This window comes from Pseudomonas sp. NBRC 100443 (genome assembly GCF_030268185.1).
Classification (GTDB): domain Bacteria; phylum Pseudomonadota; class Gammaproteobacteria; order Pseudomonadales; family Pseudomonadaceae; genus Pseudomonas; species Pseudomonas citronellolis.
The window spans coordinates 14389-31008 of record NZ_BSQE01000024.1 but is presented as its reverse complement, the minus strand read 5'-3'; the positions used below and the strand labels follow the sequence as shown (position 1 = coordinate 31008).

At 65.6% G+C, this 16620-nt stretch carries 15 protein-coding genes; 2 read left to right on the top strand and 13 right to left on the bottom strand.

Annotated elements, in window-relative coordinates:
- Positions 1 to 29: 29 nt before the first annotated feature.
- The 6 genes from iadA to QSJ95_RS25955 all read right to left on the bottom strand — a co-directional run bounded on the left by iadA (position 30) and on the right by QSJ95_RS25955 (position 5656).
- A complete protein-coding gene (gene iadA / locus QSJ95_RS25980) occupies positions 30 to 1235 on the bottom strand; it encodes a beta-aspartyl-peptidase (protein WP_285646351.1) in 1206 nt (401 codons plus the stop codon).
- Positions 1232 to 1936 (bottom strand): creatininase family protein, encoded by a 705-nt coding sequence (locus QSJ95_RS25975; protein ID WP_285646349.1) that lies wholly within the window; start codon positions 1934 to 1936, stop codon positions 1232 to 1234. The genes iadA and QSJ95_RS25975 overlap by 4 nt, the downstream gene beginning before the upstream one ends.
- Positions 1918 to 3444: a sodium:solute symporter family protein gene (locus tag QSJ95_RS25970; protein WP_285646347.1), complete on the bottom strand. Its 1527-nt coding sequence runs from the start codon at positions 3442 to 3444 to the stop codon at positions 1918 to 1920. The genes QSJ95_RS25975 and QSJ95_RS25970 overlap by 19 nt, the downstream gene beginning before the upstream one ends.
- Positions 3437 to 3700 (bottom strand): hypothetical protein, encoded by a 264-nt coding sequence (locus QSJ95_RS25965; protein WP_064583321.1) that lies wholly within the window; start codon positions 3698 to 3700, stop codon positions 3437 to 3439. Before QSJ95_RS25965 ends, QSJ95_RS25970 begins: the two co-directional genes overlap by 8 nt.
- A gap of 76 nt (positions 3701 to 3776) precedes the next feature.
- A complete protein-coding gene (locus QSJ95_RS25960; protein ID WP_285646343.1) occupies positions 3777 to 4652 on the bottom strand; it encodes a MurR/RpiR family transcriptional regulator in 876 nt (291 codons plus the stop codon).
- Positions 4653 to 4840: 188 nt separating this feature from the next.
- Positions 4841 to 5656 (bottom strand): helix-turn-helix domain-containing protein, encoded by an 816-nt coding sequence (locus QSJ95_RS25955; protein WP_267852706.1) that lies wholly within the window; start codon positions 5654 to 5656, stop codon positions 4841 to 4843.
- A 181-nt stretch (positions 5657 to 5837) separates the two neighbouring features.
- Between QSJ95_RS25955 and QSJ95_RS25950 the strand changes: the two genes are divergently transcribed.
- A complete protein-coding gene (locus tag QSJ95_RS25950) occupies positions 5838 to 7280 on the top strand; it encodes an alanine/glycine:cation symporter family protein (protein ID WP_285646339.1) in 1443 nt (480 codons plus the stop codon).
- Between the two features lie 60 nt (positions 7281 to 7340).
- The gene (locus QSJ95_RS25945) at positions 7341 to 8333 is read left to right on the top strand and encodes an asparaginase (RefSeq protein WP_043314854.1); all 993 of its coding nucleotides are present in this window, start codon (positions 7341 to 7343) and stop codon (positions 8331 to 8333) included.
- Between the two features lie 357 nt (positions 8334 to 8690).
- On the opposite strand, the gene QSJ95_RS25940 is transcribed toward QSJ95_RS25945, so the two are convergent.
- From QSJ95_RS25940 to QSJ95_RS25910, 7 genes are all read right to left on the bottom strand, one after another.
- Entirely contained in the window at positions 8691 to 9773 is a 1083-nt protein-coding gene (locus tag QSJ95_RS25940; protein ID WP_285646336.1) for a hypothetical protein, read from the bottom strand.
- A complete protein-coding gene (locus QSJ95_RS25935) occupies positions 9770 to 10282 on the bottom strand; it encodes a hypothetical protein (protein WP_285646333.1) in 513 nt (170 codons plus the stop codon). Before QSJ95_RS25935 ends, QSJ95_RS25940 begins: the two co-directional genes overlap by 4 nt.
- A gap of 9 nt (positions 10283 to 10291) precedes the next feature.
- Positions 10292 to 11731, bottom strand: a complete 1440-nt coding sequence (locus QSJ95_RS25930; protein ID WP_285646331.1) for a hypothetical protein — start codon at positions 11729 to 11731, stop codon at positions 10292 to 10294.
- Between the two features lie 270 nt (positions 11732 to 12001).
- Positions 12002 to 13495: an aldehyde dehydrogenase family protein gene (locus QSJ95_RS25925; RefSeq protein ID WP_285646329.1), complete on the bottom strand. Its 1494-nt coding sequence runs from the start codon at positions 13493 to 13495 to the stop codon at positions 12002 to 12004.
- Between the two features lie 194 nt (positions 13496 to 13689).
- Entirely contained in the window at positions 13690 to 14364 is a 675-nt protein-coding gene (locus QSJ95_RS25920; protein ID WP_285646327.1) for a DUF2931 family protein, read from the bottom strand.
- On the bottom strand, positions 14351 to 15007 hold the full coding sequence (locus QSJ95_RS25915; protein WP_285646326.1) for a DUF2931 family protein: 657 nt from the start codon (positions 15005 to 15007) through the stop codon (positions 14351 to 14353). Before QSJ95_RS25915 ends, QSJ95_RS25920 begins: the two co-directional genes overlap by 14 nt.
- On the bottom strand, positions 15000 to 16520 hold the full coding sequence (locus tag QSJ95_RS25910) for a phospholipase effector Tle1 domain-containing protein (RefSeq protein ID WP_285646324.1): 1521 nt from the start codon (positions 16518 to 16520) through the stop codon (positions 15000 to 15002). Before QSJ95_RS25910 ends, QSJ95_RS25915 begins: the two co-directional genes overlap by 8 nt.
- Between the last annotated feature and the right edge of the window lie 100 nt (positions 16521 to 16620).

Genomic DNA, 16620 nt, shown 5'->3' with positions numbered 1-16620 from the left:
CACCGTCATTCCCGGCCGACACCAAAAACTCACTCCCCCTCAAACGTCCCCCACAAGCAAGCCCTGCCACCAAGCACCACCTGCCGCCCCCGCGCAAAGGCCTGCACCAACTCCAACCGCTCATCCAGCAACAGGATGTCCGCCTCCAACCCCACAGCCAGGCGCCCCTTGCGCCCCTGGAGGCGCAGCAGGTCGGCCACGTTGCTGGTGAACGGCCGCAGCGCCTGCTCCAGCGGCAGTTGCTCGCGCAAAACCAGATCACGCAACTCGTTCATCAGGCTCTTGCACCCTGCCAGGGCCAGCCCCGTCAGCCGGCCGTCGCTATCGAACACCGGCTGGCTGCCGTTGGCGTCCGAGCTGATGGTCAGCCGCTGCAGCGCGACGCCCGCGCTCAGCGCCTGGATCACCGCGCGGCTGGACTTCAGCGCCTGCCGGGCGCCCAATTCGGGGTTGATGCCGCTGGTGAGGTCGATGTTGCCGCCGTCCAGGGCGAAGCGGATGGCCGCCTCGTAGAGCGCAGCCGTGCGGTTGACGTGGGTCGGCAGCAGTTGGCCGATGGGGACGTCGCTGTGTTCGAGGATGCCGTACAGCGGCTCCAGCGCCCGGCGGCCGTTGCCCAGGTGGAACACGCTGATGCCCGCCTTGCCGCCCAGCAGGCCGCCGAGCCGGGCTTCGGCGGCGATGCGCGCCAGTTCGCCGATGCCCGGCGCGGACGAGCGATGGTCGGAGATGGCCGTCTTCACCCCGATAATGGGATCGATGAAGGCGATGTCGCGCTGGATGCTGCCGGTGATGGTGGGCGTCGGGACGCCGTAGGCGCCCGTCAGCATGAAGGCGGTGATGCCCTCGGTGTTCAGGGCGCGGGCCTTGGCCAGCAGCGATTCGGGGTGGCGGGTGATGGCGTCGGTGCCGAGCAGGCCGACCACGGTGGTGATGCCGCCTTCCAGCAGGCTGGACAGGCGCACCTCCGGCGTGCGGCTGTGGGGCCCGGCTTCGCCGCCGCCGCCGATCAGGTGCAGGTGCTGGTCGATGAGGCCGGGGCAGAGCGTCAGGCCCCGCGCATCGATTTCCTGGCAACCCGGCAGGTTGGGCGCCTGCAGATGCTCGGCGATCGCCAGGATGCGTTCGCCGCCGATCAGTACGTCGCGTTGGCCGAGCTTCTCGGGGGCGTAGAGTTCGCCGCCGCGCAGCAACAGGAAAGCCGGCCGCGCGGGAGCCACGTTGGTCATCGTCATTCGGCCCAGCCGCCTTCCAGTTGTTCGCGGGTTTCCTCGACGCCGACCTGCCACAGCGCTTGCATCAGCGCGTCATCCTTGTGGTAGGCGCCGCCGTAGTTGCCGTCGCCAATGTAGGCGCGCACGGCCTGGGCGCCCAGTTGGCGCAGGCGGGCCAGGTCGACCATGGGCTTGCGTTCCTCGGGCGGGGTCTGGCCGGGGATGCGCGTCCAGGGGAAGTTCTCCATCCACGAGGCATGGGAGGCCAGCGCGTCTATCTCGCGGACCTTCGCCAGGGTGCGCGGCGTGCTCCACCAGTTGTGCAGCTTGACCCGCGCCTGCGGGTGCCGGCACAGCCACTGCTGGATTTCCGCCTGCACCGGGCAGTTGCCGCCATGGCCGTTGACCAGCAGGATGCGGCGGAAACCCTGCTGGTAGAGGCTGTCCAGCACGTCGACCAGCAGCGCGAAGTAGGTCGCCGGGCGCAGCGAGACGGTGCCGGGGAAGTCGCCGAAGTAGGGCGTCATGCCGTAGGGCAGGGCCGGGAACACCGGCAGCCCCAGGGGCTCGGCGGCCTCGATGGCCACCCGCTGGGCGAGGATCACGTCGGTCATCAGGCTGAGGTAGGCGTGCTGCTCGGTGCTGCCCAGGGGCAGCAGGACGCGGTCGTCCAACTGCACCTGGCGCTCCACCTGCATCCAGTTCATGTCGCCGATGAACATGGCTTGCTCCTGTCGTTGCGGGCGGTTGTGAAGTGCCGTTCCAGCACCTCGCGTTCGACGGCCGGGGTGGCCAGGCTGACGACCATGGCGACGGCCATGCCGAGCAGCCAGGCCGGCAGCAGCGGGTCGGTCCGCAAGCTCAGCCAGCCGTCCAGCCAGCCGGCCTTCAGCACGACGAAGCACAGCTCGCCGAGCAGCACGCCGGCCAGCGCGCCGGCGGCGGTGGCGCGCTTCCAGTACATGCCGAGGATCACGGCGATGACCCAGATGCCCAGGCCGCCGAAGGCGAAGCGCACGATCTCGAAGATGCTGGCGGGCTTGAGCACGCCGATGGCGATGCCGGCCAGGCCGATCAGCAGGGTGACCCAGTGCGACAGCCGGAGCACCCTGGCGTCGCTGGCCGCGGGGTTGATCAGCTTCTGGTAGAGGTCGCGGCTGATGCCGCCGGTGGCCACCACCATCAGCGCCGACACCGTCGACATGCCCGCCGAGACGATGCCGGCGATCATGACCGAGGCCAGGATCGGGTCCAGCGAGCGCTGCAGCAGCATCGGCACCACGAAGTCGGCGTCGCGGCCCACGAGGCCCGGCAGCGAGACGAAGGCGTTGACCCCGGCCCACTCGATCAGGGTGGCCGAGACCAGCATGCCCAGGGTGCCCAGCAGCACGCTCTTGAACAGCACGGCGTGGCTCTTCATGGCGTAGAACTTGGTGAACAGCGTCGGCTGGCCGATGGTGAAGAAGCTCCACATCAGGATCATGGTGACGTAGACGCTCCAGCCGTACTCGCCCTTGCTGCCGGGGTGGGCGAGGTGGCCGGGGCTGTCCGCCGCCAGCTGCGCGTTGATGGCCTCCAGGCCGCCGCCGGCGCGGACGGAGATGACGAAGGTGACCACCGCGGTGAGCACCATCAGGCTGCCCTGCAACACGTCGGTGAGCATGGCGCCGCGCATGCCGCCGTACATGCAGTAGAGGATCACGATGCCGCCGGTCACCACCACGCCGACCCACTCCGGGTAGCCGGTGAAGGTCTTGACGATGATGCCGGCGCCCACCAGTTGCGCGCCGGTCATGGCGACCAGGAATACCACCATGGCGATGGCGTGGATGGCGCGCATCGGCGAGGACTGGTAGCGGTCGGCCAGGTAGTCGCTCATGGTCAGGTAGTGGTTGCGCCGGCCCAGCTCCATCAACCGGCGGCCGACCAGCAGCGCGGGGATCAGCATGGAGAAGGCCACCCCGGGGATGGTGATGCTCATCCCGGCGAAACCGTTGCCGTAGGCGATGGCCGGCACGCCCATGAAGGTGCTCATGCTGTACTGGGTGGCGAAATAGGCGATGCCCGAGACGATGGCGCCGGCCTTGCCGCCCATCACCAGGAATTCCTTCATGTTGCGCGTCTGGCGCGCGGCGACGTAGCCGATGGCGGCGATGACCAGGAAGTAGACGCCCATGGTCAGCAGGAAGGGGCCGGGCGTGGGCGTCAGCAGATGATCGATGTCAGACATGCGCGTCGGCTCCTTCCGGTTCCGCCTGGAAGCCGCGGTATTCCGGGCGCTTCAGGCATTGCACGGCGAACAGCGCGGTGAGTGCGATGACCACGCCGCCGTGGACGATCCAGCCGAAGAGAAACAGCGGCACGCCCCAGGGGCCGGCCACGTAGGTTTCGCTGTAGTACCAGGGCAGCGGCAGCATGATCAGCCCGTACATGAACATGAATGCGAGGAACCAGCCCCGCTCGAATCGGTTTTCCCAGACGCCCATCGTTACTGCTCCTGAATGCGAAGTGTGGTGAGGGGCCCCGGCGAACGCGGGGCCCGCATGTGCGTGTTAGGGCGGGCTATGGAGGCTCGTCCAGGTAGAGGTAGGGCAGCAGCCGTTCGGTCTGGGCGCTGATGGCTTCGAGCGAATCCCCGGTGTGCTGGGCCAATGCCGCGCCCAGGGCCTCGATGAGCGCGACCATGCCGGCGTTGGAGGCGTACAGCAGCGGGTGATCCGCAACCGCGTAGAGCGCGGTATCGGCCAGCGTGGCGATGGGCGAGGCCGGGCCGTCGGTGAGAGCCAGCACCTTGCAGCCGCGCTGGTGGGCCAGACCGAGCAACTCGACGATGCCGCGCGAATAGCGGGGCAGGGCGATGCCGATCACCAGGTCGCCTTCGCGCAGTACGTTGATCCGCCGCAGGGCCGACTCGACACCGCCCATGGCGGCGAGGTCCTTGACCCCGGCGCGGAACGGCTCCAGGCAGTTGGCGGCGAAGGCCGCGTGGATGGCGCTGACGCCGAGGCCGGCGACGTACACCTGGCTGGCGTTGGCGACCAGCTCGACGGCGCGGCGCACCTGCTCGTCCCGCAGCAGCTCGTGGCTGCGGCGGATGTTGCCGGCGGCGCTGTCGAGGGATTCGCGCACGACGCCGGCGGCGCCGATGTCCCGCGCAAGGCCCAGGCGCAGCTTCTCCACCGGGGCGTAGGCGCTTTCGTAGAGCTTGCGCAGCGTGGCGCGGAAGGGCGGGTAGCCGTCGCAGCCGCAACGGTGGGCGAAGCGGTTGATGGTAGCGACCGAGACGCCGGCGGCCCTGGCCAGCTCGTCGATGTTCATGGTGGAGACCGCCAGCGCGTTGTTCAGCACGAAGTCGGCCAGCTTGCGGAAGGCCGGGGAATAACCCGGGCGGGCGCGGGCGATGGCGCCGAGCAGCAAATGGGAAGGTTCATCGGGCATGGCGGCGGGCCCCGCTGCGCTTGTGCCTGGAAAGCGCTGCTGTCTGGAAATCGGTTTTTACTTTTCGTGTTGCCTGAAAATTAATTTACAGGCAGGCACTTATCGGCCTCGCTGAATAGTTGGGAGGGAATATTCCGAAGAACTTGTGCGACTGGATCAGGCCCGCGCCCGGAGCCTGATCGCGGCGGTCATTCGATCTCGAACAGGCCGTTGCGGATCGGCCCCACGCTCAGGCGCTCGCGCACGTCGTCGTCGATGCGTGGGTCGTCCGGGCGGTACAGCTTCACCTGGCGGTAGGCGTTGATCCGGTTGATCTCCGCGCCCAGGTATTCCCAGACCACCCGGGTGCACGCCGGGGTGCGCCGGTCGCCGCTGGAGACGCCGGTCTTCAGGCCGTTGAGGCGGGTGATGCGGCTCTTGAAGCTGGGGATGAGGATGGTCTGGCTCATCTCGTTGACGGTGAGCGACTCGTAGTCGATCAGGAACAGCCGGTCCTGCAGCTGGAAGGCCGCGCCCAGGTAGCGGCAGCGCACCCAGTCCTCGGCCTGTACGTCGGTGCTGCTGGAGCGTTCCTGGCGCTCCTGGCGCTCGAACAGGAAGTTGCCGTCCTCCTCCCACAGGTGCACCAGCGACAGCAGGATGGAGCCGGGCACCGACATGCAGTTGGAGTATTCGAAGTAGTAGCCGCAGTAGCGCGACAGGTTGCCGGCCTGCTCGCGCAGCGGTTCGAGCAGGCGCAGCAGCGGGTCGTTCGCCTGCGTGCCGGATTGGCTTGCGCGGGCGCCGATCAGGCGGGCGAACTGCTCCGGCGGCAGGCCCAGCTCGTAGTCCTCGACGCCGAAGAAATCGCCGATGCGCTTGAGGTTGAACGGGGTGGGGCGGCTCTGCCCGCTGAGGTACTTGTTGAACTGCGCGCGGTTGATCTGCAGCTGGCGGCAGACCTCGGAGATAGAGCGGTAATGGCTGCAGGCGAGCTTGAGGTTTTCGCCCAGGTGATCGGACATCGACAGCATTCCGGTGTGATGCGAGTGGCGCAAGTCTAGCATCAACTCGCGCCAGAGCGTAACAAGATGCGAAATTGTCACGTCCCCTCGTCTTGGCCAACCTTGCCCGCCAGCGCCAGGCCCAACCCGCGCGCCTGGTGCCTCTCTTCCAACCGAAGAACAAGAATCGAGGTCACACCCCATGCTCGAAGCGCTCAACGACTTCCTTTCCGGGAAGGTTCTCATCGTGCTCATCGTCGGACTCGGCAGCTACTTCACCCTGCGCTCCCGGTTCGTCCAGTTCCGCCATTTCGGCCACATGTTCGGCGTGTTCAAGGAGTCCATCCGCGGCCAGGCCGGCCAGCTGAGCTCGTTCCAGGCGCTGATGCTGAGCCTTGCCGGGCGCGTGGGCGCGGGCAACATCGCCGGCGTCGGCATCGCCGTGACCCTCGGCGGCCCGGGCGCGGTGTTCTGGATGTGGGTGACCGCGCTGGTGGGCATGTCCAGCAGCTTCTTCGAGTGCACCCTGGCCCAGGTTTACAAGCGCGCCGACGGCGACGGCCTGTACCGCGGCGGCCCGGCGTACTACATCCAGCACGGCCTGAAGCTCAAGGGCATGGCCGTGGTGTTCTCGGTGCTGCTGCTGGTGACCTACGGCTTCGCCTTCAACGGTCTGCAGTCCTACACCGTGACCCATTCGCTGCAGAACGCCTTCGGCTTCGCCCCGCAGCACACCGGCATCGCCCTGGCCGTGCTGCTGGCCATCGTCTTCATCGGCGGCATCAAGCGCATCGCCGCGGTGTCCGACCTGCTGGTGCCGGTCAAGACCCTGGCCTACATCGGCGTGACCCTGTACGTGATCGGCAGCCAGATCGAGCACGTGCCGGCCATGCTGGAAACCATCTTCAAGAGCGCCTTCGGCCTCGACCCGGCCTTCGGCGGCCTGCTCGGCAGCGCCATCGTCATGGGCGTGAAGCGCGGCGTGTTCGCCAACGAAGCCGGCCTGGGCAGCGCGCCCAACGTGGCCGCCGTGGCCGCCGTGCGCCACCCGGCGTCCCAGGGCGTGGTGCAGGCCTTCAGCGTGTTCCTCGACACCTTCGTCATCTGCACCTGCACCGCGCTGCTGATCCTGCTCTCGGGCTTCTACACCCCGGGCTTCGAAGGCGACGGCATCGTCCTCACGCAGAACTCCCTGGCCGCGGTGGTCGGCGACTGGGGCCGGCTGTTCGTCAGCGTCGCGCTGTCGCTGTTCGTCTTCACCTGCATCCTCTACAACTACTACCTGGGCGAGAACAGCCTGCAGTTCCTCAGCCGCAACCGCCTGGTGCTGATCGGCTACCGCGCCCTGGTACTGGCGCTGATCGTCTGGGGCTCGGTACAGAACCTGTCCACCGTGTTCGCCTTCGCCGACATCACCATGACCTGCCTGGCCTTCGTCAACCTGCTGGCCCTGGCGCTGCTGTTCAAGGTTGGCCTGCGGGTGATGGGCGATTACGATGCACAGCGTCGCGCCGGCGTTCCGCAGCCGGTGTTCGACTCCGCCCAGTTCGCCGACCTCGACCTGGACCGCGAAGCCTGGCCGGCCAGCCAGCGCGCCGAGGCCGCCCGCGAAATCCCCGCCGGCCTGCCGCAGGCGCAGGGCTGACGGCCGCGCGGGCCGTCCCGGTGGTCGGCCCGCGCCACTACAAGAACGCAGGATCAGCCCATGCGCGCAGTCAAGAACCTCTTCGTCCTCTACACCGGCGGCACCATCGGCATGCTGCAGACCTCCGAAGGCCTGGCCCCGGCCAGCGGCTTCGAGGCGCGTATGCGCGAGTGGCTGGCCGGTAGTGGCCGGCAGCCGACCTTCGCCTGGGCCTTCCGGGAAATGCAGCCGCTGCTGGACAGCGCCAACATGCAGCAGGCGAACTGGCTGGCCATGCGCGACGCCATAGTCGACGCGGTGGAGCAGGGCGGCCATGACGGCGTGCTGGTGCTGCATGGCACCGATACCCTGGCCTATACCGCGGCGGCGCTGTCGTTTCTGCTGCTGGGGCTGGATGTGCCGGTGTTGCTGACCGGCTCCATGTTGCCCGCCGGTGCGCCGGGCAGCGATGCCTGGGCCAACCTTGGCGGCGCCCTGGACGTGCTGGAAGGTGGCCAGGCCAGTGGTGTGCAGCTCTACTTCGGCGGCGCGCTGCTGCACGGCGCGCGTGCCACCAAGCTGCATAGCGAAGCCTTCGACGCCTTTACCACGCTGCCGCGTCAGCGTGATGGCCAGCGTGCAGGGCAGGTGCCGCCAGTCCTGGATTATCGCCAGCCGCGTCAGCCGGTGAGGCTGGCTGTGCAGCCGTTGTTCCCCGGTCTGCAGGCCGAACAGTTGGAGGCTGTGCTGAATAGCGGCGTGCGGGGGCTGCTGCTGGAGTGCTATGGCAGTGGTACCGGGCCTTCTGACAATGAAGCCTTGCTTGCTGCGCTGGGCGCGGCCCGTAAGCGTGGGGTGCTGCTGGCTGCCATCAGTCAGTGTCCGGCGGGTAGTGTGGTGTTCGATATCTATGCGGCCGGCAGTCGCTTGCGCGACACCGGTTTGGTGTCTGGTGGTGGCATGACCCGCGAAGCGGCGCTGGGCAAGTTGTTTGCCCTGCTGGGGGCGGGGCTGGATGTGGAAGAGGCAGAGCGTTGGTTTGGCCTGGATCTGTGTGGGGAGTTGGCCAGTTAGTATGGGCCTGATGCCGTTTTTCTCCATGGGAGAAACGGCATTTTTCATAACGAACTCCCAGCCACGAGGTCCGAACTAGGCGTCCCCCACGAGCGCACATCCCTGTAGCCCGCGGGGCTCTCGCGACATCCATGTCGCATGACCTCCTGAGCGCGGGTTTCGCTCGGCCTTCTGAAGGGGCGTTTCGGTGCGCTCGGGTATTTCTCTGGAAGTCCCAAAGCCAGAGCAAGAGTGTAAGCGCGCGCCGGCTTTGGCACCGTCTAACGCACTATTTGGCACTGCCCCAAGTGATCCAGGCCAAGGTGGAATTGCGGAATGTTTGGCACCGGGCGGCACTCGCCGCCCAGGCCACAGAGGTTAGGCCAGGATGGCCTCGATGTAGAACGACTGCAGGCGCCAGGTGAAGACGCCCGTCGTAACGGGATCGCCCCGCTCTACGACCATATTGATGTAGGGCCGCTCCAACTGAATCGAAGGGACAACTTGGTTGTAGCCAGCCTGTTCCGTCGTGAATGTCGTCAATGGAACAACTACTGCCGAGCCAGCCGCATAGATGAGGTTGAGCGTCCAGTCGATAAGCAACGGATCATCAGGATGCTGCACGCCCGTGGCCTCAATCGTCTGCGGCACCCCATCCCAGAGCCGGGACTCGGATACGGGAAGATCAGTCCAGTCCCCACCATCGCTGAACCCCACATTCCACGAGCCACCTGCCTCCCGGTAAAAGCTGAAGCTGTGCCCCATGAAGGTGAAGTTGTAATTGACGCCAATATCGGCAGGCACTGCTGCACCGTACCCAGTAGAGGCCCGCAAGATGATGGAACTGAAGACCGAATCCCCTGGCAGCAGGCCCGGCTCATACGGGTTTTGCCCAAACTCCCCGCCATAGGAAACGATTTGCGGCGTCGTCGCCTCGGACGATGCCCCGGCCTCCGCCGCAACGGAGACCTCCACTTGCCTTCCAGACGCTGCCACAGCCGGATACACAGACGCCCTTGCCACGCCATCGCCCAGGATGGCCGCCGGCGCTTCATACAGGGTGGATAGTTGGTCCAGGCTGGCAAATGGATACCAGCCCACATGGCCGATCTCCAGGTCATAAAAGCTGATAGCTCCGGGCCCAAGGTAGCCCTGTACGATCTTCCGAGCGGCATTCGCCTTTGTCAGGCCACCACCACCACCACCGCCTTCGGGAGTAGCCCAGCTCCGCGAACCCCCACTACCGGCGGTCAGTACCTGGCCAGGACTTCCGCCGGCTGGGACCAGTTGCACCGCCGCCGGTAGTTGGCCAGCCCTGGCGAGCAGCAGCCAGTCAGCAGCGTCCGCAGTGCCAACCGCCAGGTACTGGTTGCCGTTTGTGGTGTCGGTGTAGTGCGCGCCAATGCTGGGCGGCGCCCCTTCCGGGGCGCCTTCTCCCCAGTTCACATGCTCAACAGTCATACCGTTGCTCCTATGGTCAAGATATCGCCGGCCTGGTTGGTCAGAACCTCGCCGGCCTGGTTGGTCAATGCGTTGCCGGGCACGCTGCCGCCTTCTAGCTCGCTGACGCGCTCGGCCAATTCCTGCACCTGCTCCTGCAGGTCCAGCTGCGCCTGCACAAGGCTTTGCATCTGCTCCTGCATGGCCGCGAAACCCTGCACCAGCGCCGTCAGGCTGCCGGCCGTCAGCCGGGCACTCACAATCGAGCCAGCCGGCCAGGCAAGCGCTGTAGTGCCGTCTTGCTCACGCTGGATAGTGATGTCGCCGCCACTGGCCTCCGTAGCCCTGACGATCTCCCAGGCCACTTCCGCGCCATTGCTGTCTGCCCTGGAAAGCGTCAGTTGGTAGAAGCCCCCACCACCCAAGCCGACGAGCTTGGCTGCCTGATCAGCGGCGACCTGCAGAACGTCGTCGTCAGCAGCCAAGGGCGCCGTCAGCACGGTCGAAAAGTTGTTGATGAATCGCTGCATGGAGCGCTCCTATATCCAGCAGAATTCAGCGGAATCGCTGTTGCTGGCCGTTGCATAGATTTCATGGGTGACAGGGTGATACGAGGCGCGCATACCGCCGCTTTCGTCCTCAGTGCCGGGGTTACTCCAGCTAGCGCGGGGGCCGACGACGTGGCGCGTGAGGAAGCGCCCCGGCCGCACGCCTTTCCGAGCCTGCTCCAGAGCCCCCATCAAGCAATTGCTGAAGCGCTGGAAGTCGACGTTCGCCCCCGCATACTCGTTGTTGCTGGTGTTGCCCCAATTCATGGAGACCACATAGCCGAACGGCTTATCGGACGAGATCACTCGGAATCCTGCCCACAACGGCGCGTTGTACGTGAAGCCTGGAGCGGACGAGACCGTAGAGACTCGCCAGGTCGCACCCGCGCAGTTCATGTCGCTGTGGTAGTCATACTCGTGCAGTTGCCGTAGGCCGCCGCCCACGACCGTGTCGCCTACGCGAGTCAGGTCAGGTGTCTGCGTATAGCTGGGCGAGTAGGTGAATCTCTCGTTGATCGTCTGTGTCAGCCTGAATCCTCCACGGCTGACCTCCACCCCATCCCTGAGCAGGGCTATCTCACCGTGGACGATCTCGGTAGATATCCGGCTGAATTGCCCGACCACCGAATTGCTGATGTTCGAATTGGTGTACGGAGAACTGTCCGCCAGCCAGCCCGAGACAGCCCCTTCGACCGATCCGTTGAAAGCTGGGTAGTTGTACTCGACGAAATACTCTGCCGAATACGCAAGCTCGACCAGGGTGTCAGTCTCATCGAAAACCAGGGCCACCAATCGATTCTTCCGCTTCCCCCCCACCCAGCCGCTGCCGGAGAATGGTATGTAGCCATCCTGCGGCGCCTGCTGCTCGATGCCGACAGCGGTACACACGTAGTCCTTACCGGCCACGCCGTTGACCGTCCGCGGTGTGGATTCGGTTTGCCACTTGATGACATTGGGTCGGCCTGGAACGCCATCGCGCTGCTCTTCGAAGTCGCCGAGGCACTGCAGCCGACTGCGCAGCACACTGAGCGTCAATTCGAAGTTGGGCCCAGGTCCAGCCAGCTCAAGCATCAGGAACCCAGCTGGAGCGGACGACCTCCGCAAGGTGCTGGGAAGGGCCGGACTCGCGCGACCACGCACCTCGATGACTACGCGCCGGCCGTCCGAGCTGACGCTGCATACCCACAGCTGCAGGGCGCTATTCACGAATCCATGGAGGCTGTTGTTGTAGTAGGAACCAAGGGGGTCCAGCAGCCCGCTTGTGCCGCTGGCCTCCAAAGGGAACTCCCCGTTCGTGAGCAGCCGATAGGGGGGATTGTCGCGGGTCAACTCTTCGGCCTCCTGGGCCGACAGGACGAGAATTTCAAGCGCGTTTGAGTCGTTGTCGAGCTGGCGGCCAAGTTGGTCCAGCTGGGCCTGGTTCAATCCCATCGCAGCTCCCGGATGCGGCGTTCCGATCAGATGAGCGGGCGATGAGAGGGCGGTGCGCTGATGTCACAGGGCCAGGATTTGGCGGATGGGCCGGAAATAGAGCTTTCCAGCCAGGAGTGGCCGGGTTTCCTACGCTGGCTTGCCTATTTTCGAATGAGGGCCGCCAGACGGCGCTGCCGCCGATAAAAAATCCCCCAACCACTCGCGCAGCCGGGGGATGAAAACGCCGGCGCAGGGGGTAACGCGCCGGACGCGGTAGGACCTTTTGCCTTACAGCCTGATCAGTACCGACTTCACCTCGGTGTAGTGCTCGATGGCGGCGGCGCCCATTTCGCGGCCCAGGCCGGACATTTTGTAGCCGCCGAAGGGCAGGGCCGGGTCCAGGGCGCTGTGGCAGTTGACCCAGACCGAGCCGGACTTGATCTTCGGGATCATCCGGTGCACCGCGCCCAGGTCGTTGGACCAGATGCTGGCGCCCAGGCCGTAGGGGCTGTCGTTGGCCAGGCGGATGGCTTCGTCGATGTCGTCGAAGGGCATGGCCACCAGCACCGGGCCGAAGATTTCTTCCTGCACCAGCGGGTTCTTCTGGTCGACGTCGACGATCACCGTCGGTTTCACGAAGTAGCCGGGGCCGAACTGTTCGCCGCCGCAGGCGATGGTGGCGCCTTTCTCGCGGCCCAGTTCGATGTAGTTGTGCACGCGCTGCTGCTGGCGGGCGGAGATCAGCGGGCCCATGTCCACGCTCGGGTCCAGGCCGTTGCCTAGCTTCATGCCGTTGGCGATGCCGGCGATGTCGGCCACCACGTTGTCGAAGTGCTTGCGCTGCACGTACAGCCGCGAGCCGGCGCAGCACACCTGGCCCTGGTTGAAGAAGATGGCCTGGGCGGCGCCGGCGGCGGCGCTGTTCAGGTCGGCGTCGGCGAGGACGATGGTCGGCGATTTACCGCCCAGTTCCAGGGTCACGCGGGTCATGTTGTCCATGGCCGCCTTGCCGATTTCCTTGCCCACGGCGGTGGAGCCGGTGAAGGTCAGCTTGTCCACCTGCGGGTGGTGGGTGAGGGCGGCGCCGGCGTTGACGCCGGTGCCGGTGACCACGTTGAACACGCCCGCCGGGTAGCCGGCCTCCAGGGCCAGTTCGGCCAGCTTCAGGGCGCTGAGCGGGGTTTCGTCTGCGGGCTTGAGCACCACGCTGCAGCCGGTAGCCAGCGCCGGGCCGAGCTTCCAGCAGGCCAGCAGCAGGGGGAAGTTCCAGGCGACGATGGCGCCGACCACGCCGACGGCCTCGCGGCGGATGAAGCCGTGGAAGTCGTCGTTGGGCATCAGCGGCATGGACACCTCGACGCTGGAGCCTTCGATCTTGGTGGCCCAGCCGGCCATGTAGCGCAGGAAGTCGATGCCCAACTGCACGTCCATCACCCGCGCCACGGCGGCGCTCTTGCCGTTGTTCAGGCATTCCAGTTCGGCCAGCAGGTCGGCGTCGCGTTCCATCAGGTCGGCGAGCTTCCACAGCAGGTTCTGCCGCTCGCGTGGGCGCATGCGGCTCCAGGGCGAATCGTCGAAGGCCTGGCGGGCGGCGCGCACGGCGCGGTCGACGTCGGCGGCGCTGGCGGAGGGCACCTGGCAGAGCACTTCGCCGGTGGCCGGATTGCGCAGGTCCATGAGGGCGCCATCGGCGGCACCGGTCCAATCGGCACCGATGAGCATCTTCGGCGCGCGCTGCAGGAAGGCGCGGGATTCGGGCTTGATGGGCAGGGAAGCGAGCATTGCGGTTGCCTCTTGTTGAGTTGTCCAGGAGGCTATCGCAACCGCTATGCCAATCCCTTGATTTGTAAGCAACTATATGAATTTATTATTGTTTTATTAGGGGGAACGATCTTGCAACAACGTTCGCTGTCGCAGCTTGCGACACTTCTGAGACAGCTATGGGAGCTGGCGGCTGGTGCTTGGGCAGCTAGCTGTCACCAGGAGCCATAGGGAATCCCGTACTTCTCGATATAGGCCTTGGAGGTCGCGGATAACGGTCGGTGCTGCCCTCCCGACTTACCTCCATAAGGTCCTTTCTTCACGACAGTACCCTGCACCCGCGCCACATCGATGGCCGACAGGCATGCCCCCATAAGCCAGACCTTGGCGATGCCTCCCGGCGCCAGGCCGACCGTCAGCATGTCGCGATAGTCTTCGCGCCAGATCCCCCTGGCCGGACAATAGCCTGTCTCCGGCTTCACCATCGCCTGCCGGGTGGACTCGGGGATCACGATATAGGCCTCGTAGGTCTGCGGCTCGACCAAGGACTGCCAGCGCACGTAGATCAGGCGCGGCAGATCGGCGCCCAGCACCTGTTTGCCGGCCCCGGCACCAGGCCGAATCGGCCAGCCCCGTGGATCACCCTTGAGGTTCTTCGGGGTATTGATTGCGGCAATCCCGTTCATGGCACGGCGAAAAACGCGATCCTGCACATCCACCGCATCGGCGGTTTCGATCCACACTTCCATGTAGTTGGGCGCGAACAGGCCCAGGCGCCACGAGTCATAGGGCAACTGGTGGACGCCACCGGCACAGCCGATCAGGCCGACCAACAAGCCCAGCAGCGCCAGGATTCCAAGCCTGCGGGCAATGGGGTCACCAGGAGCCATAGGGAATCCCGTACTTCTCGATATAGGCCTTGGACTCCGGCTCCAGGGGCAAGGCGTATTGACCGCCGCTAAGCCCACCGTCGGGTCCTTTCTTCACGACGGTACCCTGCACCCGCGCCACGTCGATGGCCGACAGGCATGGACCGATGAGCCAGACCCTGGCGATACCTCCCGGTGCCAAGCCGACCGTCAGCATCTTGCGATAGTCGGTTATCCACTTGGCGTCGGCTTGGCAGAAGGCCTTTTCTCCGACGACCATCGCCTGTCGAGTGGCCTCCGGGATCACGATATAGGCCTCGTAGGTCTGCGGCTCGACCAAGGACTGCCAGCGCACATAAATCAGGCGCGGCAGATCGGCGCCCAGCACCTGCTTGCCTTTACCCGCTCCAGGCCGAATCGGCCACCCTCGCGGATCGCCCTTGAGGTTCTTCGGGGTGTTGATTGCGGCAATCCCGTTCATTGCACGGCGAAAAACGCGATCCTGCACATCCACCGCATCGGCGGTTTCGATCCACACTTCCATGTAGTTGGGCGCGAACAGGCCCAGACGCCACGAGTCATAGGGCAGCCGGTGGGCGCCGCCGGCACAGCCGGCCAGTCCGAGCACCAAACCCAGCAGTACCATGATTCCGAACTTACTCATTGGGGTGCTCCTTGCGCTGCATCCTCTCGGCCGGGCGATTGATGAACACCACGTCCAGGGCACTGCTGTTCCAGCCCCTGGCGGCATTCCAGTTGGCCGAGAGGTGGATATAGCGGCGATGCAGCAAGGCGGTTTCCTCGGCGGTGAGAGGCGTGAACGCTTCCCCCAGGGCGAAAGCCTGCAGCTTGGTGGCGATGGGTTGCAGTTCGGCAGGTAAGGCGAAAGCCTGGGAACTGGGCACGGCTCTGAACGCTACGCCGGTACGCACTGCCCATTCCCGCATGATGCGCAGGTACACCAGTGACAGTTCGCCGCGCACCTCCCGCTCGCTGGCGATGGCGGCGTACACCCGCTTTTCCGCCGGCGTGTCCCGTGCACGACGGCGAACCTGTACCGACCAACTGGCGATGCTCAGCCCCTCGGACGGTACATAGGCCGACCAGTGGTGCAGCTCTCGATTGAAGCGCTGCCTGGTCCGCGAGTAAGCCCCGCTGCGCTCCTTGGCGAGCAAGTCGATTTCGAGGCTGCTGTCAGGCTTGCTCAACAGCAGCTTCTCCCTGGCCAGGGGCAGGTAACCGCCACCGATGTCCGAATGGCAGCCAGGGAGCATGATGTCCACTTCGGCCTGGGTCAGGGAAAAGTTGTGGCGGTACTCATGATCGGCCACCAGGTGGATCACCTGGCGGGCCATGCCTGGTGCGAGCCGTAGGTGCAGCCCGGAATTCCTGGCATTGTGCGCGCTGAAGTCGAGGTTTTGTGGCGAGACGATGGCGGCCACGGTATCGAACAACCCGATGAAGTTGAGGGCGAAGTCGCTGCGGTGGCGCCAGGCGAACCCCGCCGCCAGCAAGGTCGAGCCGGTGGGCAGCGACCGGGCCAGCAGGCTGTTCGCGCCCTTGAGCAGGTCGTTGGCGCAGTGCCGTGCCGCCGCCGCGCCCCGGCTGAACCCGAACAGGTCGATCTCGATCCGACGAATCTTGGCCTGAGGGTTTGCTGTTCTGAAACTGCGCAACTGCTCCATGGCCAGGGCAGGCATCTGCTCGACCCGCGCTGCCACGCCGGTATCTCCCTGGCCCGTACCCTGGCTATAGAGGGAGTCGCCCAGACCGCTGCGAGTGCCGATGCCTTCTATGTACACCGGTATATAAGCCTCCTCGGCTCCTGACGGCAGTTGCTCTTCCGCCTGGTCCGGATAGAGGGCATAAAGTCGCGCCACATTGCTGAGGTCATTGCCGTAACTGTTGTCCGGCGCCCCGCCCTGGCCGTCATAACCCAGGGTCGCGCAGTACTGGCGAATGTCCTCGGCGGCATCCTCTGCCAGCCCCACATCGGCGGCGAAGCAGCCGGCGGCTGCCGCACTGTTGGCCTCGTTGTTGCCGGTGCCGTCGAAGAACAGGCCCAGGCGCAGCACGATGCCGGGGTCCTCCAGCTCTTCCTCTTCTTCCTCCTCTTCCGAGAGATTGTTCGTAGCTGGACTAGGGGCAATTTTCAATGGCGCTGCAGCGGGAGGCATTGCGCCACCGGCAAGCGACGGGGCTGGAGCGTTGACGCTCGTCGATTGGGCAGGAGCAGGCATGGACCTGGATGCAACAGCGGTGTACTGAGTGGCTGAG